Below are 18,474 nucleotides of genomic sequence, written 5' to 3'. Positions count from 1 at the left end.
AATGGATAATCAAGAAGCGGATTTTACCCCAGTTCTTTTGGGGAGTGATTTTAATGTGTACGGAATGGCTCGCTGCCTTTATGAAATTTATGGGAAGCCGGTCAAAGCATTTGCTGAGGTTCAACTTGCCCCAACCCGTTATACCAAAGTAGTTGATCTCGAACTAATTCCAGGTTTTAGCGAGGACCCAACTTGGATCAATTCCATGAAACGAATTAAACAGCGATATGCTGATCACAATGAACCAGTCATTCTAATTGGGTGCGGTGATGGTTATGCTGAACTGATTTCCAAACATAAGTCGGAATTGGAAGATGTCTTTGTCTGCCCGTACATTGACTACGACTTGATCAAAAAGTTGAACGACAAAGAGAATTTTTACAAAATGTGCGACAAGTACGATTTGCCGTACCCAAAGACCAAGATCATCTCAAAGCAAATGTATGAATCTGGTGAGGATATCAACCAGCCATTTGGGTATCCAGTGGCGCTGAAGCCAGCGAATAGTGTTGAATGGCTGGATATTCATTTTGAAGGCCGCAAAAAGGCATTTATCATTCAAAGCGAATCTGAGTTTAAAGACGTGGTTGCTAAAAGTTATGATAACGGCTACACATCAGATTTTATCCTTCAAGACTTCATTCCAGGTGATGACAGCAATATGCGGACATTGAACGTCTATGTTGATAAGAATCACCAGGTTAAGCTGATGTGCTTGGGGCATCCACTTCTTGAGGACCCGTCTCCTTCTGCAATCGGTAATTACGTCGCGATCATTCCGGAATTCAATCAAGATATTTATGACCGCGTCCAAAAGTTTTTGGAGGAAATTAAGTTTACCGGCTATGCAAACTTTGATATCAAATTTGATACCAGGGACAACTCCTATAAGTTATTTGAAATCAACTTGCGGACTGGCCGGAGTAGCTTCTTTGTGACTTTAAATGGTTACCAATTGGCTGATTGGGTTGTTCAAGATTATGTTTTTGACTCTCTTAAGGACAAACCGACCCTTTACGCTAACCAAGATCGAAATAAATATTTCTTGTGGCTGGGCGTTTCAACTCAGGTCTTTAAAAAGTATGCAAAAGAAAACGAAGCCAAAAAAGAGGCGCTTCAATTGATCAATGAAGGCCGATACGGTGATACTTTCTGGTATGGTAAGGATAAGAGTATCAAACGTTTTGCGTTATACAAATGGATGTTCCATAACTACGCAAAGAACTTTAAGCGCTATTTCGTTGCCAAGTAAGGACTGATTATTTATGGATAACTTTTTTACAATTATTGGTGGCATGGGGACCGAAGCAACCGAAACGTTTATTCATCTTTTAAATGAACAGACACCGGCAACCAAGGATCAAGATTATCTCAATTACATCTTAGTTAATCATGCCACAATTCCTGATCGGACCGATTATATTATGGATCACAAGAAGCCCAATCCTTTTCTGCCGTTAGCAGCTGACATTAAGCAACAAAGTCAGCTTCAACCAGCATTTTTTGCGATCCCATGTAATACTGCCCATTATTTCTATGATGAGCTTCAGGCATTGACGACGATTCCAATTCTGAATATGCCGCATGAAACAATCAAGAAAATTAAGACCATGGTTCCTAATGCCCGCAAAGTTGGTTTAATTGCCACAAATGGGACACTTCATGACGGTATTTATGATAAAGAAATAATCGATGCCGGTTATGAATTGTTCAAACCCACTGCGGAAGTTGCCGATCAAACAATGGAATTAATTTATGATGATGTGAAGCAGAAGAATTATGTTGATGCCAAACTTTATCATGATATTTTAGCCAAAATGGTTGATCAATTTCATTGCGATATCGTCGTTTTGGGTTGTACAGAACTATCAGTTGCCCAACAGCGGGCGGGCGATCATGGTTATCCGGTCATCGATTCTCAAGATGTTCTGGCCAAACGCTCAATTGAGCTGGTTCAACAGCTGAGGAAGCAAAAAAAATAGCCAACTAATTAATAGTTGACGAAAGTTTGAATTGCGATGGCAATAGGAGTTGCAATTACCAATAGCCAAAGGAGCTTTGGGGTATAGTGAGTATCCTGTTTGCGACCGTATGCATTTTCACTGAGCGCGATGATCGCTAACGTCGTGACAGCACCAATAGCAACAATCAGTGGATGCCGGTGAAAAGAGCGAAGCGCAATCACAACTTGACTAATAATGATCATCCAGTAGAATAACCTGGAGATCATCATTGAGTCGATTACTCGTTTCTTGATCGGCCGGGTGAGACCCCAGATTAAGTTAACGAAAAAGACTGCCCAACAAAAATAGTTCAGTATAATCCACATTCAGAACACCTCTTTACTTAAGTATCAATAATCCGACCAGAAAAAGCAATATCTATTGCCGTTCTTTTACAAATTTCAAAACTTTATGACAAAGGTAATTTTGCGTGATATAATTATCTTTGCTATGCGGGTATAGTTTAGTGGTAAAATTCAAGCTTCCCAAGCTTGCGTCGCGGGTCCGATTCCCGTTACCCGCTTCGTAGTGTTCCTAGCTACGGATCACCGGATTGATGATCGAATGAGGTTGACATTTCTACTGTTAACCAGTTATTATACATCTGGTATGTTATATTTATTCAATGATAAAAGAGTAGTAGTTGGTTGCTGAATATCTAGCGAATTCGGGATGGTGAGAGCCGAAGTATTGAGTCAACGAAGCGCGCTTTTTAGAATAGTAATTTAATAAGTTGAGCGGATATTTTTATCAAATGGAGTGGTACCGCGGGTTTACTCGTCTCTTGCAATTTTTTGTAAGAGTTTTTTTGTATATTTATAGACGGAGGGAAATAGTAATGGATTATAAAGCACAAGTGACAAATTCAATTTTAAGTGTCTTGAATGACGAATTATCATCAGCAGAAGTTTATGAGAAGTTGGAACAACCTAAGACCCAAGCAATGGGTGACTTAGCATTTCCGGCATTCGTTTTAGCAAAGGTTTTGCATAAGGCCCCTAATCAGATAGCCGAGAATCTGGTTGGTAAAATTGACCAATCATCGTACGAAAAGGTTGAGGCTAAGGGTGCTTACATTAACTTCTTCTTAGATAAAGGTCAATTTAGCAATGAGGTTCTGACCGATGTCATTGAGCAAGGCGCCGCCTATGGTCAAAACGATCATGGTAAGGGTGGTAATGTGCCAATTGATATGTCCTCACCTAACATTGCCAAGCCCATTTCAATGGGTCACTTGCGCTCAACTGTTATCGGTAACTCAATCGCCAAAATTTTGGTTAAAAATGGGTATCATCCAATCAAGGATAATCATCTTGGTGACTGGGGAACTCAATTTGGAAAATTGATTGTTGCCTACAAAAAATGGGGTAACGAGGAAGACGTTAAGAAAGACCCAATTAATAACTTAGTTAAGTATTATGTTAAGTTCCATCAAGAAGACAAAGAACATCCTGAGTTGGATGATGAGGCCCGTGAGACCTTCAAGAAACTTGAAGAGGGCAATGAAGAAGAGGTCTTCTTGTGGAAATGGTTCCGAAAAGTTTCCCTTGAATCATTCAATAAGATTTATGAAAAATTGGGTGTCACTTTTGATACTTATAATGGTGAAGCATTTTATAACGATAAGATGGATGAAGGAATTCAGATTCTTAAAGATAAGGGCTTACTTGTTGAATCCAGAGGTGCGCAAGTTGTTAACCTCGACAAGTACAATCTAAATCCTGCTTTGATTTTGAAGAGTGATGGCGCCACTCTGTACATCACCCGTGATATTGCCACCGCAATTTTCCGTGACAGAACCTACAAACCAGCTATGAACCTTTATGTCGTTGGTTCAGAACAAACATACTACTTCCAACAATTGAAAGCTGTCCTGCTTGAAATGGGCTTGCCATCAGCTGAAAATCTTCATCATATTCCATTTGGCTTGATTACCGTTAACGGAAAGAAATTATCAACTCGTTCTGGTCGAATTATCTTGTTGGACAAAGTTTTGGATGACGCTATCGATTTGGCTAAAAAACAAATTGAAGATAAAAATCCTGATTTGCCAAATAAAGAAGAAGTTGCCAATGAAGTTGGGGTTGGCGCAATTATCTTCGGTGATTTGAAGAACGAACGAACCAATAACATCGACTTTGTCCTTGAAGATCAACTGAAGTTCGAAGGGGAAACCGGTCCATATGTTCAATACTCACATGCCAGAGCCGAAAGTATTCTTCATAAGGCCAACGACATCGATTTCCATGGGGCGAATAAATCTCTTGATGACCCTGCAGCTTGGGAAACCGTTACTTCATTGAAGGAATTCCCTGACATTGTTAAGAGTGCCTGCAAGGACTTCGAACCATCAGAGATCGCTAAGTATTCATTGAGATTAGCTAAAGCATTTAACAAATATTATGCTCACTCAAAGATTCTGGTTGAAGATGACCAATTAGGTGCTCGTTTATCACTGGTTAAGGCTGTATCGATTGTGTTGAAGGAATCACTTAACTTGTTGGGAGTTAAAGCCCCAGATGCAATGTAATTTAAATATAAATGACTAAATGAAAGACTGGGAGTCCGCGTTTTGATCCCGGAAATTTAACAAGAAGGACCAATTATTCCGGATGTTGGAATGGTTGGTTCTTCTTGTTTAAATACCGTTATCGGCCATTTGAATTGGTTTTTCATCTCTTAAATCCTTTTTAAATTTTTACATGCCCCTCAAACCTGAATTTCATGTGTGATACAATGTGTAAGTATTTATAAAAGGAGCATGAGTATGAACAACAATTCAACCAAATCATTTAGGAAAAAGGCTGGACCTTTGTTTAGACGATTTAATCGCTTTTGTCGAAAGTATCATTTGGTTAAATGGTTGGTTGTTTTGTTCCTGAGTGTTGGATTGATGACGAGTACCTACTTAGTGTTCCTGGCTAAAACGGCTCACGTCCAAAATCTTGAATCCTCGCTTGCCAAAACAACTGAAATTTTTGACGCAAGTAACCATAAGGCAGGAGAACTATATGCCCAAAAAGGGACTTACGTTCAACTAAATAAAGTTTCGAAAAATATTCCCAAGGCCGTTCTTTCTACTGAGGACCGTAATTTCTACCATGAATATGGTTTTTCATTCAAGGGAATTGCTCGGGCAGTGTTTTTACTATTAAAGAACAAAATCTTACATCGTGATTATATCAGCGGTGGTGGGAGCACATTAACCCAGCAATTGGTCAAGAATGCGTATTTATCGCAAGAACAGACCATGACTCGAAAGCTCAAAGAATTATTCCTGTCAATTCAGGTCGAAAATGTTTATTCCAAAAAAGAAATTTTGACGATGTATCTTAACAACGCGTACTTTGGTAACGGAGTATGGGGCGTTCAGGATGCTTCCCAAAAATATTTCGGTCAAAATGCGATTGATTTATCGGTTCCCGATGCCGCAGTGTTGGCAGGGATGCTGACGTCGCCGAGTGCGTTTAACCCAATTGACCATCCCAAAGCTGCTAAATGGCGGCGCAACGTGGTTCTTCAATTGATGGTTGAAAACAATCAATTGACGCAATCGCAGGCTGATTATTATAAGAAAACACCGATTGTCTTGCGTGATACCTATGTTCGAAAAGATGGGTATAAATATCCCTATTACTTCGATGCGGTTATCGATGAGGCGATCAGCAAGTATGGGCTGACTGAATCCGAAATCATGAATCGTGGTTATCGAATTTACACCAATCTGAATCAATCCCAACAGCAGGCAATGCAGACAACGTTTAATAATAATTATTACTTCCCGGCAAATGCTGCTGATGGAACAAAGGTGCAGGCTGCTTCGATCGGTGTTTCTCCAAGTACTGGTGGCGTAACTGCCGTTGTTGGTGGCCGGGGTCAACACGTCTTCCGGGGATATAACCGAGCAACCCAGATTAGTCGGCAGCCCGGGTCGACCATGAAGCCCCTTGCGGTTTACACACCTGCATTAGAAGCTGGGTACAAGTTTGATTCAGAGTTGGTCGACAAGAAAAAGTCGTATGGTGCTAATCACTATACGCCGAAGAATTACAATAACGTTTACCAAGGTAAGGTTCCAATGTATGAAGCGTTGGCTCAGAGTATGAATGCCCCAGCTGTTTGGCTGCTTAATCAAATCGGGGTTAATCGCGGTTACCAATCTGTGAAGGACTTCAATATCCCGGTTACTAAGAAAGACAAGAACCTTGCTTTGGCACTCGGTGGGATGGACGGCGGCGTTTCACCCCAACAGATGGCTGGAGCCTATACCGCGTTTGCCAATGGTGGTAAAGTGGTTAAGCCCTTCTACATTCGTAAAATTGTCGACTCGACAGGTAAAGTTGTGGTGGACAACACGGCCAAGCAACAAGGTCGTCAAATTATGTCAGCTTCCGTTGCCAAGCAAATGACCAGTATGATGCTGGGCGTTTTCAATAACGGAACTGGCGTGGATGCGAAGCCTTATGGGTATCAAGTTGCCGGGAAAACCGGAAGTACAGAGGCCGATGATACCGGTTCGGCGGATGCAACCAAGGACAAATGGATTATTGGTTATACACCAGATCTGGTTGTCGCAACTTGGGAAGGCTTCGACAGTACCAGCCAAGCTCATCATCTTGAAAATCTGAGTGGGACAGGCGTTGGCCCATTGTTCAAGAACGAGATGCAGACGATGTTGCCATACACCAAGAACTCAACGTTCAATACCAAGGATGCCCAAACGATTGTTCAAGGTGAAAGTAATAATGATAATCTTTGGGATACGATTCAGAAGAAAACGGATGAATACTCTAATAAGTTTGAACAAAAGGCTAAAGAGTTTGTGGACGATGCCAAGAGCTGGTTTGGCCATTAATTAATCCTAATCCCAACAGAGTCCGAGTAGCTTTTGTGTTAAACTAAAAGAAATACAAATTAAGGTGGAAAATTTAATGAATGAAAAATTAACGGATCTTGCGACTCAATTACAACAGGAATTGATCACGACCAAAGAATATACTGATTTGAAGGGTACCTACGAAAAACTGCAAGCAGACGCTGACACCTTTAAATTATTCAAACAATTCCAACAGACTCAGATGCAATTACAACAGAAGCAGATGCAAGGGACTCAACCAACCCAAGAAGAAATTCAAAATGCGCAAGCAATGGCAACTAAAATGGGACAAAGCCCAATTATTTCTGAATTGATGAACAATGAAAAGGCACTTAATAAGGTCTTAGGTGATGTGAATGATTTGGTCACCAAACCAATCATGGAATTGTACCGGAATTAATAAGTAAAGTTGGAATTGTTTTTTGTCCAGATTCTACCGTTTAAGCAATAGCGCAGCCATTCCTGATGTGGAGTGGTTGCGCTATTGGCTTAAATACCTCAAATCCAGTCATTCATGCGGAGAAAGGAACTAATATGAAATTTATTCATGCCGCGGATTTACATTTAGACAGTCCTTTTCAGGGCTTACATAACGACTCTCTGCCAACACCTTTGTGGGAACAGATCCGCCAATCAACGTTTACCTCTTTTCGACGGATTGTTGACGGTGCGATTGATCAAAATGTGGACTTCGTCTTGCTGGCAGGGGATCTTTTTGATCGCCAAGAGCGCAGTGTTTCTGCACGAGTTTTTTTAATTCAACAGTTACAAAGATTGGCGGATGCAAGGATCCCAGTCTTGATTATTTTTGGCAATCATGATTATTACAGTGGCGACCTAAAGCAACTAGGCTATCCGGACAATACCAGCGTTTTCGGCAATCAGGTTGAAACCAAAAAGATTCAGCTACTAAATGGCCAGGTTGTTGCCATTACGGGATTTAGCTTTCAAAACCAGTGGGTTAATGAACCTATGATCAATGATTATCCGAATGCGGTGGCCGCTGATTGGAATATCGGCATGCTCCATGGTAGCTTGGCTGGGTTAGACTCACCTGAAGCCAACTATGCGCCGTTTACACTGGAGCAACTTCAATCGAAAAATTACGATTATTGGGCGTTGGGACACATTCACAAACGCCAATCACTTGACGATAAGGGATTAATTAACTATTCAGGTAATACCCAGGGCAGACATATTAATGAAACCGGGGAAAAAGGTTACTTGCTGGTTCAAAGCACTGGACACGAATTGACAACTGCTTTTCAGCCAACTTCACCAATTGTTTGGGAAGTTGTCGCGATGAAAATCACTGATAAATCGGTTGATAATTTGGCGAATTCAATTATGAATGCCCTTTCCAAGCAACATTATTCGAAGCTACATTTCATCAGAATTCGGTTGACTGCCGATCAAGCAATTCCCGATAAAATTTTGGAATCGTTGGCTAGTGGAGACTTATTAACGGCCGTTCAACAAATGAACACAGGCAGCTGGCAACAGTTAAATACGTGGGTGACCTCAATTAAGGCAGCTACTGGATCTCAAAGAATTATCAGCAGTCTTGACCAATCTTTTTTTGACGAGGCTAAGCAGCAAACTCTCACTTCTGAGCAACTTGATCAACTAACCCAACAGAGCCTGGATAAGTATCCGTTCATCAAGGCTGACTTAGCCACTCGTAATAGCCAACAGGATATTTTTGAGCAGACAACTGCTATTTTACAGCGTCATGTCAGTGGTGCCGAGGACGGGGAGGCCAGTCAGAAGTGATTATTAAAGAGTTAGTGATATACGGATACGGAAAGTGGGTCGATCAGCATTTTTCCTTCGCCACCCCTTTACAAGCCATTTATGGGCCGAATGAAGCCGGTAAGAGTACGATTATAGATTTTATCGAATCAATGCTCTTTGGCTTTCAAAACAAAAAGCAGGCCGTTCATGGGCAATTTTATCCAAAGACGTCTAAAGCATACGGTGGCGAGCTCATTTTTGAACAAGGTCATCAAAATTATAAGTTAGTAAGAATAGATGGGCCGAAGGGCGGCAACGTCAAATTCTTTGATATTGATCACGATATTGAACTCCCATCGGCTGATTTTGAAGCGCTCCTTTCCCCAATTGATCGACAATCGTATAATCAACTATTTTATTTTGGTGATTTCGATAAAAAAGAATTTTATAAAACTGACGAAACCGATTTAGGATTGCGGATTCAGCGAATTGGGGTGACAGACGCCGATAAATGGGCCGGACTCCAAAAAGAACTTTCAAAAATGGCTGATGAATTATATAAGCCCCGTGGTCGAAAGCAACAAATCAATGTCAAATTGAAAGACTACCATGAGCTCGAGCAAAAAGTTCAAGATGCCAAAAAAGCTTATCCAGCGTATTTAAACCTTCAAAGCAAATTAGATGACGTCACGGCCAACTATGCTCATCAGCACAATGAGCTACTACAATTACAAAGACATATTCAAGCCGACCAGCAACTCGAGAGCTATTTGCCTTTAATTCGAGAGCGGAGTGAGTTGGCAAAAATCAGTGAAAATGACTTATTAACCGGATTTGACGACACTGACGAAGCAATTTTTGATCGTTATCGCGCCGATATCACGTCGGTTATTGCTCAGGTTAAAGACAATCAAAAACAAGTTGATGAAATTAAAAAAGCTTCCAGTGAGACTCCTGCACAACACTTCTATGAAGAAAATCAATTTCAAATTGATGCATTGATGGGTGATTTGGCAGGCCAGCGAAATGTTGCCTCGCGCATTCAATTGATGAGCAGTCAACGTGACAAGACTCAAGAGAAGTTATTACAGCTAAAGGCGAGTCTTCCTAAGAATGAGGCCGGGGAGTTACCATTACCATTTCCCAATGATCAAATGAACCATATTAATGAGTTGCTCAGACAGCAGGGGAATCTCAAAGATCAACTTAGAAATGGTGAAAGTCGAACGACTCGTCGACCAAAGCCCGCGAAGAAATCTTTGACGCCTTACTATGTAATAGCTGGTATCATCGCATTAGTGGCGATTCTGGTAAGCCAGCATGCCGTCATCAGCATTATTGGGTATTTAATGGCACTTGGTATTCTTGGGTGGGGATTCACCCAACAACGAAATCAATCACGCGATCAGTTCTCGAGCCAACCCATTACTGATCAGCAAGCCCTCAATCGGCAATTAGCTGTTGTTCAAAATCAGTTGCAACAAATTTCATCCGATTACCGACTAAGTGGAATTGAGGAAGCAAAATGGTTTTCCATTCAATCCGCACTTCATCAAGTCGACGATTTACAACAATCTCTGAGTGAAAATAATCATCAGCTTGAAGCTGAGCAAAAAAAGTATGAGCACTATCTTGACCAATGGCAATTCGCAAGAGATTGGATTCATTTCGATCCCGATGCATATACGCATAATCTCGATTTACTTGAACAAACTGTTAATCATTGGCAACAACAATTTGCTGAATTTAGGCAAAAACAAAAGAACTTGGTTATTTTCCAAAACTTAGTTGATCAAACGAACGCTAAGTTAACTCAAACAAAAAAGCAGGTAACCGATTTTTTGACCCAACGAGCCGTTCATTCTGAAGATGAATTTAAGCGGACCCTTGCGCAACAAAAACAATTACGTGAAAAGTTACGACGCAAAGCTGAACTTAATGAGCAACTTGAAGGAGCTAACATTAATATGCCAAATGATTTGGATGAGTCAAAGTTAAAGACTAAACTTGATCAAGAACGGCAACGACTTGACGACCTTCAAAGATCCGTCAATAATATGAGTGAACAGAAGGCTGAATTGAATGTTCAACTCACTCATTTGGTGGAAAGCGGGCATTATTTTGACCTGAGACAACAGCTTGCTAATTTGGAAACTGACATTTTGGATGATCTTCATCGTTATTTGGCGTTGCAATTATCGACCAGATGGATTCAAAATGTGTTAAACATTGCAACAAAGGGCAGGGTGCCTAAGATTCTTAAATTGGCCAAACAATATTTTGCGACGCTAACCGATCATCAATACAAAAACATTCTATTTGAGAATGAAATCAGTGTTGTCAGAAAAGACGATGTTGCCTTCACAGTCAATGAATTATCAAAGGGGACTTTGGAACAATTATATCTTGCGCTCATCTTATCGATGACAGTGGGTTTTAGCGACCAATACCCGTTGCCAATCATGATTGATGATGGCTTTGTCAACTTTGATAAAACGCGAAGACAGGCCGCCTTTGCGATTCTTAAGCAAGTCAGCCAGAAAACACAGGTACTGTACTTTACCGCTAATGATGAAATTCGAAATCATGGGTTTGAAGTATTGGATTTAAGTCAATTTTAGGAGGTGCATCATGGCAAAACAATTAATGGATTTAAAATTGGATGAAGAATTTGACTTATATGTATTGTTGAAGGAAGCGAAAAAACGAGTCGCCAAAAACGGGAAAAACTTTATCTCGTTAGTTTTTCAGGATCCTTCAGGCCAGCTGCCGGGCAAGTATTGGGATGCATCTGATCAAGATATCCAACAGTTTTCCCAAGGACGCGTTGTCTTGCTCAAGGGGAAGCGGGAAAATTATATGAATGCGCCACAGGTGAGAATTATGGCAATGCGCTTGGCAAGGGATGATGAGCCTCATGATCCGCTTGCGTTTGTCAAACGAGCGCCGATGAGTCGATCACAGATGGAGGATATCATTAACCAAACAATTTTTGAGATCACCAATGCCACCTATAATCGCGTTGTCAGAGCGCTGATTTCGAAACATGCTGATGCATTCTTTACATTTCCGGCTGCTAAATCGAATCACCATGATTTTGCTGGTGGGTTGGCTTTTCATACCATTTCGATTCTGCGTTTGGCCCATTCCGTCGTGAACCAATATAATGAAATTGATGCACCGTTATTATATGCCGGGGCAATTCTTCACGACTTGGGCAAAACAATTGAGTTGTCCGGTCCTGTGGCTACTGAATATACTTTGGCAGGGAACTTGCTTGGTCATCTAAGCATTATGGATGCGGAAATCGTAGAAGCTGCCGATAAACTAGGAATTAGTAAAGACTCACAGGATCTGATTCTATTAAGGCATATGATATTGGCGCACCATGGCCTTCTCGAATATGGGTCACCAGAACGTCCGCAAATATTAGAAGCCGAAATTTTGCATCATCTGGATGAGCTTGATGCAACCATTATGATGATTCAAGGTGCTCTTAAGAATGTCAATCCAGGAGACTATACAGACCGAATCTTTGGATTGGATAATCGACGCTTTTACAAGCCAAAACTAACCATTGAAACTGGGAAAAAGCCGACTGGCCCAGCCCAAAGCCAGTTATTTTAGCTGTATGATTGGCAAATTTAGGAATAAAAAAGATTGAATCCTGATACTGAGGATTCAATCTTTTTTTGATAATAGATTATAAAGAATTACTTCTTCTTTGAGCTTGATGAGAGGTAATCAGACAAGACGTTTTGAAGGTCTTTATCTTGGATAGTAACGTTACCCTTCTTCAAAACTTTAGAAACAACTGAATGCAAGGTATTGCTATCAGCCATCTTCTTATCAACGATCTGGCTCTTTAATTCACTTTCATGGTCTTTGTAATTACCCTTGGCTGGATGGTTAACCATTTGAATCACTTGATAACCATATTGAGTCTTAACAGGGGTCTTCGTGTATTCACCGTTCTTTAAGTTAAAAGCAGCTTTCTTGAAGTTGCTGTCAAGTGAAGTATTAGTGTTGTCAAATGCGGCAATTCGGCCACCTTTGTTCTTAGTAGCAGTATCAGTTGAGTACTTCTTAGCCAAGCTTGAGAAGCTCTTGCCAGCCTTGAGTTGCTTGATAACGGTCTCGGCAGTTGATTTCTTTGATACCAAGATTTGGTTAACAGTTACTTTTGGTTGATATGACTTGAACTGGTCTTTAAGTTGAGCGTCAGTAATTTTAACGTTATCCTTAACGGCTGCTTTCAATAAGAGATTTGAACGGATCGAATCTTTTAATTGTGAAGCGGTCATGCCGTTTTGTTGGAGAACGGCGTTAAATGATGAGCCATATTGCTTCTTGTATTTGTTAAACTCACTATTAACTTCTGACTTCTTAACTTTGTCACCGTATTGCTTCTCCAGAACTTTGTTCAAGATCATTTGTTGCAATACTTGTTTACCACTTGAAGTACTCTTTAAGCTGCTATAATAGGCACTTTCCGTGATTTTACCACCGTCAGTAGTTGCAACAGATTTGCTGCCACATGCTGCAAGAGTAAAACTCATAAGTACGCCGGCTAAAACGATTAGCCACTTTTTCATACAAAAACACATCCATTTCTACAATAGTATTCGTTTGTAAAGCAAACGTTCCAGATAATAATAACATAATATTTGGAATATTTATAACCTGTCCCTGAATTTAAACAAATGTTCATAATTAGCTGAAGTTTGTTAAGGCTTCTTGGTAAGGTTTGAACTATATTTGGTAATCTCTTCGATCCGCGGCTGGATTTGGAAGAGGGCATCATCCATATCTCGCTGAATTGAATTAATTGCCTTTGTGAGTTCAGGTAGTTGTTCTTTAAAAGTTGCAAAAGATTTCTTGAAATCTTCATAAGAATTTTTCCATTCATCCGCTGCCGCTTTTTTGGCCATGATTGATTCCTTAGTCTTACTAACGAATGCAGCAGGCGTTTCCTTTCGAGAATAGAGGTAGGCACCAGCTACAAATACCGACGTCCCGGCAATCTTAAAAAATGTTTTCATCCTAATCACCCATGTGTTCGACGATTGAATCTTGGATTTTCTTCAATGAATCACTGTCGTATTTATTGGAGTTATCCTTGAAAATCATCTTAAAATCATCGTCACTGCTATAACGGGGGATCAAGTGGAAGTGAGAGTGGAATACTGACTGGTAGGCAACCTGGCCATTATTGTTTAAAATATTCATTCCCTTGATGTCCGGATTGGATTCTTTAACAGCTCTGGCGATTTTGGGGATTCTCGCAAACACTTGACTGGCGAGCTCTTCGTCATATTCAAAAATGTTTGGAATATGTTTTTTAGGAATGACCAACGTATGTCCGGGTGTCCCTTGGGAAATATCCAAGAAAGCTTTGACAATATCGTCTTCGTACACGGTGTAGCTCGGTATTTCGTTACGAACAATCTTACAAAAAATACAATCTTTCATAAAAACAAACCTTCTTTCTGCTGATAATACTGATATTATAACATTAATGTCGACTTGAACTCATTCATGGGATTTCTTTCTATGGTATAATCGTTTCTGTAAATTTATGACGAATGTGGAGTGAAAAGATGACTTTAGAAGTTTCCAACTTGGTTGGTGGATATTCACAAGTTCCCGTTTTAAAAGACGTCAGTTTTGACGTTAAAGACGGTGAGCTAGTTGGCTTGATCGGCCTTAACGGGGCAGGAAAGTCAACCACCATCAATCATATTATTGGCCTTTTGACACCATTTAAAGGGTCGGTCAAAATTAATGGCATCACATTAGATGAGGATGTCAAAAAGTATAAACAGCAAATTGCCTATATTCCTGAGGCGCCAATTGTTTATAAAGAATTGACTTTAAAAGAGCATTTAGAAATGACGATGCTGGCTTACAATCTGGACCAAGATGAATCTTGGCAGCGGGCTCATCAATTATTAAAAATGTTTCGCTTAGATAATAAGCTTGACTGGTTCCCAGACAATTTTTCCAAAGGAATGCGCCAAAAAGTCATGATTGTTTGTGCCTTTTTGACAAATGCCAAACTGTTTATCATTGATGAACCATTTTTGGGGCTCGATCCGCTGGCAGTCAACGACCTGCTGAATCTGATTTCAGACCGCAAGAAGCAGGGCGCCAGCATCTTAATGTCGACACACGTCTTGGATACAGCTCAGCGATACTGTGACCGTTTCGTACTTTTACATGATGGCACAGTTCGTACTGAGGGCACAATTGAACAATTGCGGCAATTGTTCCCTGAAGCCGGTGATTCATTAAATGACATTTATCTGACCCTTGCGAGGGAGGGCGAGCAGTCATGAATCAATTATTTAAACGACGGCTCGTTGACCATCTAAAAGAAATGATGAAATACCTGCGATTGGTGTTTAATGACTACTTCGTCTTGGCATTGTTATTTGTCATTGGTGGATTGGGTTATTATTACTCTAATGCCCTCAAACAGCTCCACACAGGCCTGTGGTGGGCACCAGTGGTCATTATTGGTATTTTGCTAGTCAGCCTGCAACTTGGCCGATTTGCGACTCTGGTTCAAGCGCCTGACTATGTTTTTTTACTGCCTCGAGAATCTGAAATGGTCAATTATCTTAAGCGGGGATTTAATTATAGCCTCGGATTAGCTTGGTTAATTCAGGTGCTGATTTGGTTCTTACTGTTGCCATTCATCCAGGTGACAACTCAAGCTAGTGGTGTGAACCTCATCTCATTATTAGCAATGTTGATTTGTTTAAAAACCACTTGGCTTAATACTGATTTCGCTAGAAAATATCGAATTAAATCCACTTGGTTGCTGAGGGATAACCGATTACTTTGGCGACTGATCATTCCAGCACTTCTTTTGATTAACGCTGTTTACTTCAGCTATTTGGTTTCATTGATAGTAGCAGTTTTGATTACCGTTGATAGTTTGCTTCGACGACCGTCATGGACGACTCATTCAATTGATTGGAAAACTATGATTGACGATGAAAATAGCCGGATGCACACGGTGTACCAATTCTTTAACCTGTTTACAGATGTGCCGGCAATTTCTGGGTCAGTTAAACGGCGTCGATACCTTGATGGGTTATTACGGCGTACTAAGTTGATTCCTAAGAATACTTATCTTTATTTGTATTCTCATGGGATTGCCCGCGACAATGAGATGAGTGGGCTGTATGTTCGCTTGTTAGTGATTGGCACTTTATTTTTGGTGTTTATTCAGGGTGAAGCCTTGCCAATCGCACTGTGCTTGTTATTTGTTTATCTAATTGGGTTCCAAATGATCCCATTCTACTTTCATTTTGATGACAATGCCTTTGTTCACATTTATCCGGTTACCCATCAAAATCAAATGAAGAGTTTTCAACGAGTCTTGTTAGTCATGCTGGGATCGGTTGCTGTTGTTTTCGGCATTGCCGTGATCGCCATCAACTATAATAATCCCATCACGATTATCGGGGTGGTTGTCGGTGAGTTGATCGAAATTTGGGCATTCATTTATATTTACCTGCCTAGAAGGATTGCTCGCAGTCAAAGAAATCGTGCCTAATGATCATTGAAAGCCAATATAAGGCACCAATTGGATTGTTTTTTTAATAGCCCCGTAGCAATAGCCTCGTAGCCTGCCAAATTTTTAGGTTGTCAGGTAAACTTGCGACAGATAGCTGATAGGATCCTATCTACGTAAACATCACAACCATTCCAAGTTCGAATGATTGCGATATTCGTTTAGATTCTGGAATCAACATATTTGTTGTTTCACTTTTATTACCGAATGTTAGGAGAATTTTATGCGTGTAAGAAATAAGCCATGGGCTGATAAATATATCAAGGATCACGAAGCTTATATCGTGGTCGATCCTCAAAAATGGTTAGGAAAGTGGCAATCCCGCTTTGAGAAGCAACAACCATTAAATGTTGAGGTTGGGACCGGAAAGGGTCGATTTATTATTGAAATGGCCAAAGCACATCCGGATGTTAATTATATCGGCGTTGAACTTCAAAAATCGGTCATTGCCACGGCTTTAAGAACTTTTATGGATGAACCTGTGCCCAATCTCCAATTTGTATTAACCGATGGTGCTAATCTAGACGAGATTTTCTTAAAGAATGAAATTAAAAAGATCTTTTTAAACTTCTCAGATCCATGGCCCAAGAAACGCCATGCCAAGCGACGATTGACGTCTCCAGGATTTTTGAGAACCTATCGGCACGTTTTGGATACTGATGGGGACATCGAGTTTAAAACTGATAATCGGGGTTTATTCGAATACACGCTGGTCACAATGAATAATTTTCCACTCAAATTTGATTACGTGTCATTAGATTTGCATCATTCACCAGAAGATGTTGACAACATTGAAACCGAGTATGAGCAAAAATTTAGTCCTAAAGGACCAATTTATAAATTGGTCGCCCACTTTATGGCCTAGTTGTCTCATAACGAATGATCTTACCGGTTTGGCTGTCCGCCCAAAACGCTTGAACTTCTAAATTTCCGTTGTTATCCTGATAGTTGAAGCCAAAGTGAAAGCGGGATGGATCGGCGCTTGTTTCTGGCAAAATCCGCCAACTGCCAATGTAGGTGACACCCTGTAAGGGATAAGCGTTTTTAGCACGCTGAACGATTTTTTCCAGAAATGTACTTCTGTTCTGAGCAATTTTATACTCAATGTATGATCCAATGGCCAATCCTGTTAGCGTTAGGCCATAAAGAAGTGGTTGTTTTTTCATAATGTGCCCCTTTTTTCTGATTATTAAGTATACTGTAGTATATGAGTGGGCTTTGAGCAAATTAAGTAAAGAATTTACCTGTTTGCGCTATACTTTAGTTCGTAACAAGAAAGGACGATTTATAATGAAAGATTTGCTAAAAACAGATTTACAATCCTTGAACCAACAGCTTAGTGACGGTCGTTACATGCTGTTCTTTACCGCAGACTGGTGCCCAGATTGCCGTTTTATCAAACCTGTAATGCCCCAGATTGAAGCGGATTATCCTGAATATCAATTTTTAAAGGTGGATCGTGATGAAAACATCGATCTTGCTGGTGAAATGAATGTTATGGGGATTCCAAGTTTCATTGCCTATTCAGACGGTAAAGAAATTGGCCGTTTTTCAAATGGCGATCGTAAAACGAAAAAAGAGGTCGAAGATTTTATCGACTCATTAAAAATCAAGTAAGTTTGGAAGGATAAATTAATGCTAATTGCAAGTTATAACCCTAAGAGTACCGGTGATACAATGGTTGTTATCATGAATCAGGATACGCCTGACCAACAGGTAACTATCCATGATGACGTGGCTAGGATCTTTGATTCAGAAACCAACACGACGTTGGGTTACAACTTTTTAAAGACGAGTGCCATTCTTCCCGAAATTGTTAATGATAACGGGCAGGTGGCACTTAGTCATGCTCAAATTAAAAAGTTTAACGATTATTTGGCAGCCCATGATTTCCCGGCTGATCTTCAGTTTGATGAAGAACCCAGATTTGTGGTTGGCTATGTCAAAAGTGTGGCTGATCATCCAAGGTCTGATCATTTACAAATTACGAAAACAAAAGTCGATCATAATCAAGAACTCCAAATCGTCAGTGGTTCACCAAATATGAGGGCTGATATCAAGGTCGTTGTCGCTAAAATTGGCGCCATGATGCCGGACGGACAAATCATCTGGCCCGGTGAACTTCGGGGTGTGGAAAGTGACGGCATGATTTGTTCGGGAAGAGAATTACATCTTCCTCATGCACCACAAGTTCCCGGAGCACTCATTTTGCCGGATGATTATCAGGTTGGAGCACCATTTGATTTTGATCAGGCACAGAATTTATTTAATTAGTT

At 40.4% G+C, this 18,474-nt stretch carries 18 protein-coding genes and 1 tRNA gene; 14 read left to right on the top strand and 5 right to left on the bottom strand.

The genetic code is table 11. The features are described from left to right. Position 1: 1 nt before the first annotated feature. Positions 2–1,252 (top strand): carboxylate--amine ligase, encoded by a 1,251-nt coding sequence (locus QUF07_RS02785; RefSeq protein ID WP_289426745.1) that lies wholly within the window; start codon positions 2–4, stop codon positions 1,250–1,252. Between the two features lie 13 nt (positions 1,253–1,265). After that, entirely contained in the window at positions 1,266–1,982 is a 717-nt protein-coding gene (locus QUF07_RS02780) for an aspartate/glutamate racemase family protein (protein WP_217165157.1), read from the top strand. 8 nt (positions 1,983–1,990) lie between these two features. Here the strand turns inward: QUF07_RS02780 and QUF07_RS02775 are convergent, their stop codons facing one another. Further along, a complete protein-coding gene (locus QUF07_RS02775; RefSeq protein WP_054746703.1) occupies positions 1,991–2,329 on the bottom strand; it encodes a YisL family protein in 339 nt (112 codons plus the stop codon). Positions 2,330–2,455: 126 nt separating this feature from the next. On the opposite strand from QUF07_RS02775, the gene QUF07_RS02770 reads away from it, so the two are divergent. The 7 genes from QUF07_RS02770 to QUF07_RS02740 all read left to right on the top strand — a co-directional run bounded on the left by QUF07_RS02770 (position 2,456) and on the right by QUF07_RS02740 (position 12,240). After that, positions 2,456–2,526: transfer RNA gene (locus tag QUF07_RS02770), tRNA-Gly, on the top strand. A 315-nt stretch (positions 2,527–2,841) separates the two neighbouring features. Further along, positions 2,842–4,533 carry an arginine--tRNA ligase gene (gene argS / locus QUF07_RS02765; protein ID WP_217341972.1) on the top strand — a complete coding sequence of 564 codons (1,692 nt, stop codon included), beginning with the start codon at positions 2,842–2,844 and terminating at the stop codon, positions 4,531–4,533. A 237-nt stretch (positions 4,534–4,770) separates the two neighbouring features. Continuing rightward, positions 4,771–6,858, top strand: a complete 2,088-nt coding sequence (locus tag QUF07_RS02760) for a PBP1A family penicillin-binding protein (protein WP_217163266.1) — start codon at positions 4,771–4,773, stop codon at positions 6,856–6,858. Between the two features lie 76 nt (positions 6,859–6,934). After that, complete coding sequence (locus QUF07_RS02755) at positions 6,935–7,279, top strand: YlbF family regulator (protein WP_217163268.1); 345 nt, start codon at positions 6,935–6,937, stop codon at positions 7,277–7,279. A 134-nt stretch (positions 7,280–7,413) separates the two neighbouring features. After that, positions 7,414–8,652: a metallophosphoesterase family protein gene (locus tag QUF07_RS02750; RefSeq protein ID WP_217163270.1), complete on the top strand. Its 1,239-nt coding sequence runs from the start codon at positions 7,414–7,416 to the stop codon at positions 8,650–8,652. Beyond that, positions 8,649–11,234 carry an ATP-binding protein gene (locus QUF07_RS02745; protein WP_289426744.1) on the top strand — a complete coding sequence of 862 codons (2,586 nt, stop codon included), beginning with the start codon at positions 8,649–8,651 and terminating at the stop codon, positions 11,232–11,234. The genes QUF07_RS02750 and QUF07_RS02745 overlap by 4 nt, the downstream gene beginning before the upstream one ends. 10 nt (positions 11,235–11,244) lie before the next feature. Then, entirely contained in the window at positions 11,245–12,240 is a 996-nt protein-coding gene (locus tag QUF07_RS02740) for a 3'-5' exoribonuclease YhaM family protein (RefSeq protein WP_217163274.1), read from the top strand. 86 nt (positions 12,241–12,326) lie between these two features. Here QUF07_RS02740 and QUF07_RS02735 read toward each other — a convergent pair whose 3' ends face one another. From QUF07_RS02735 to QUF07_RS02725, 3 genes are all read right to left on the bottom strand, one after another. Beyond that, positions 12,327–13,208: a peptidylprolyl isomerase PrsA gene (locus QUF07_RS02735; protein ID WP_217163276.1), complete on the bottom strand. Its 882-nt coding sequence runs from the start codon at positions 13,206–13,208 to the stop codon at positions 12,327–12,329. Between the two features lie 132 nt (positions 13,209–13,340). Then, positions 13,341–13,655, bottom strand: coding sequence for a hypothetical protein (locus QUF07_RS02730; protein WP_217341642.1), 315 nt, complete (start codon positions 13,653–13,655; stop codon positions 13,341–13,343). A 1-nt stretch (position 13,656) separates the two neighbouring features. After that, on the bottom strand, positions 13,657–14,085 hold the full coding sequence (locus QUF07_RS02725; RefSeq protein ID WP_056982616.1) for an HIT family protein: 429 nt from the start codon (positions 14,083–14,085) through the stop codon (positions 13,657–13,659). 128 nt (positions 14,086–14,213) lie between these two features. Here QUF07_RS02725 and QUF07_RS02720 point away from each other — a divergent pair, with 128 nt between their 5' ends. The 3 genes from QUF07_RS02720 to trmB all read left to right on the top strand — a co-directional run bounded on the left by QUF07_RS02720 (position 14,214) and on the right by trmB (position 17,063). Beyond that, positions 14,214–14,951 (top strand): ABC transporter ATP-binding protein, encoded by a 738-nt coding sequence (locus QUF07_RS02720; RefSeq protein ID WP_217163280.1) that lies wholly within the window; start codon positions 14,214–14,216, stop codon positions 14,949–14,951. Further along, positions 14,948–16,180 (top strand): ABC transporter permease, encoded by a 1,233-nt coding sequence (locus QUF07_RS02715; RefSeq protein WP_217163282.1) that lies wholly within the window; start codon positions 14,948–14,950, stop codon positions 16,178–16,180. The genes QUF07_RS02720 and QUF07_RS02715 overlap by 4 nt, the downstream gene beginning before the upstream one ends. 241 nt (positions 16,181–16,421) lie before the next feature. Continuing rightward, entirely contained in the window at positions 16,422–17,063 is a 642-nt protein-coding gene (gene trmB, locus QUF07_RS02710) for a tRNA (guanosine(46)-N7)-methyltransferase TrmB (RefSeq protein WP_217163284.1), read from the top strand. Here the strand turns inward: trmB and QUF07_RS02705 are convergent. Continuing rightward, entirely contained in the window at positions 17,053–17,364 is a 312-nt protein-coding gene (locus tag QUF07_RS02705) for a hypothetical protein (protein WP_217163286.1), read from the bottom strand. The two genes, trmB and QUF07_RS02705, sit on opposite strands and share 11 nt — an antisense overlap. 124 nt (positions 17,365–17,488) lie before the next feature. Between QUF07_RS02705 and QUF07_RS02700 the strand changes: the two genes are divergently transcribed. Both QUF07_RS02700 and ytpR read left to right on the top strand, forming a co-directional pair. After that, entirely contained in the window at positions 17,489–17,815 is a 327-nt protein-coding gene (locus QUF07_RS02700; protein WP_217163333.1) for a thioredoxin family protein, read from the top strand. Positions 17,816–17,833: 18 nt separating this feature from the next. Beyond that, positions 17,834–18,472, top strand: coding sequence for a YtpR family tRNA-binding protein (gene ytpR / locus QUF07_RS02695; RefSeq protein WP_217163288.1), 639 nt, complete (start codon positions 17,834–17,836; stop codon positions 18,470–18,472). Positions 18,473–18,474: the final 2 nt, after the last annotated feature.

It is taken from the genome of Lentilactobacillus sp. TOM.63 (genome assembly GCF_030361045.1).
Lineage (GTDB): Bacteria > Bacillota > Bacilli > Lactobacillales > Lactobacillaceae > Lentilactobacillus > Lentilactobacillus dabitei.
Note: the sequence above shows the minus strand (reverse complement) of the source record. Positions and strands in the feature narration are given on the sequence as shown.

Excerpts from the sequence above, each read along its gene's own strand:
- ytpR (WP_217163288.1), top strand. The coding sequence starts at position 17,834 with ATGCTAATTGCAAGTTATAACCCTAAGAGTACCGGTGATACAATGGTT.
- argS (WP_217341972.1), top strand. The coding sequence starts at position 2,842 with ATGGATTATAAAGCACAAGTGACAAATTCAATTTTAAGTGTCTTGAAT.
- QUF07_RS02720 (WP_217163280.1), top strand. The coding sequence starts at position 14,214 with ATGACTTTAGAAGTTTCCAACTTGGTTGGTGGATATTCACAAGTTCCC.
- QUF07_RS02740 (WP_217163274.1), top strand. The coding sequence starts at position 11,245 with ATGGCAAAACAATTAATGGATTTAAAATTGGATGAAGAATTTGACTTA.
- QUF07_RS02785 (WP_289426745.1), top strand. The coding sequence starts at position 2 with ATGGATAATCAAGAAGCGGATTTTACCCCAGTTCTTTTGGGGAGTGAT.
- QUF07_RS02775 (WP_054746703.1), bottom strand. The coding sequence starts at position 2,329 with ATGTGGATTATACTGAACTATTTTTGTTGGGCAGTCTTTTTCGTTAAC.
- QUF07_RS02755 (WP_217163268.1), top strand. The coding sequence starts at position 6,935 with ATGAATGAAAAATTAACGGATCTTGCGACTCAATTACAACAGGAATTG.
- QUF07_RS02730 (WP_217341642.1), bottom strand. The coding sequence starts at position 13,655 with ATGAAAACATTTTTTAAGATTGCCGGGACGTCGGTATTTGTAGCTGGT.
- QUF07_RS02780 (WP_217165157.1), top strand. The coding sequence starts at position 1,266 with ATGGATAACTTTTTTACAATTATTGGTGGCATGGGGACCGAAGCAACC.
- QUF07_RS02760 (WP_217163266.1), top strand. The coding sequence starts at position 4,771 with ATGAACAACAATTCAACCAAATCATTTAGGAAAAAGGCTGGACCTTTG.
- QUF07_RS02725 (WP_056982616.1), bottom strand. The coding sequence starts at position 14,085 with ATGAAAGATTGTATTTTTTGTAAGATTGTTCGTAACGAAATACCGAGC.
- QUF07_RS02735 (WP_217163276.1), bottom strand. The coding sequence starts at position 13,208 with ATGAAAAAGTGGCTAATCGTTTTAGCCGGCGTACTTATGAGTTTTACT.
- QUF07_RS02700 (WP_217163333.1), top strand. The coding sequence starts at position 17,489 with ATGAAAGATTTGCTAAAAACAGATTTACAATCCTTGAACCAACAGCTT.
- QUF07_RS02705 (WP_217163286.1), bottom strand. The coding sequence starts at position 17,364 with ATGAAAAAACAACCACTTCTTTATGGCCTAACGCTAACAGGATTGGCC.
- QUF07_RS02750 (WP_217163270.1), top strand. The coding sequence starts at position 7,414 with ATGAAATTTATTCATGCCGCGGATTTACATTTAGACAGTCCTTTTCAG.
- QUF07_RS02715 (WP_217163282.1), top strand. The coding sequence starts at position 14,948 with ATGAATCAATTATTTAAACGACGGCTCGTTGACCATCTAAAAGAAATG.
- trmB (WP_217163284.1), top strand. The coding sequence starts at position 16,422 with ATGCGTGTAAGAAATAAGCCATGGGCTGATAAATATATCAAGGATCAC.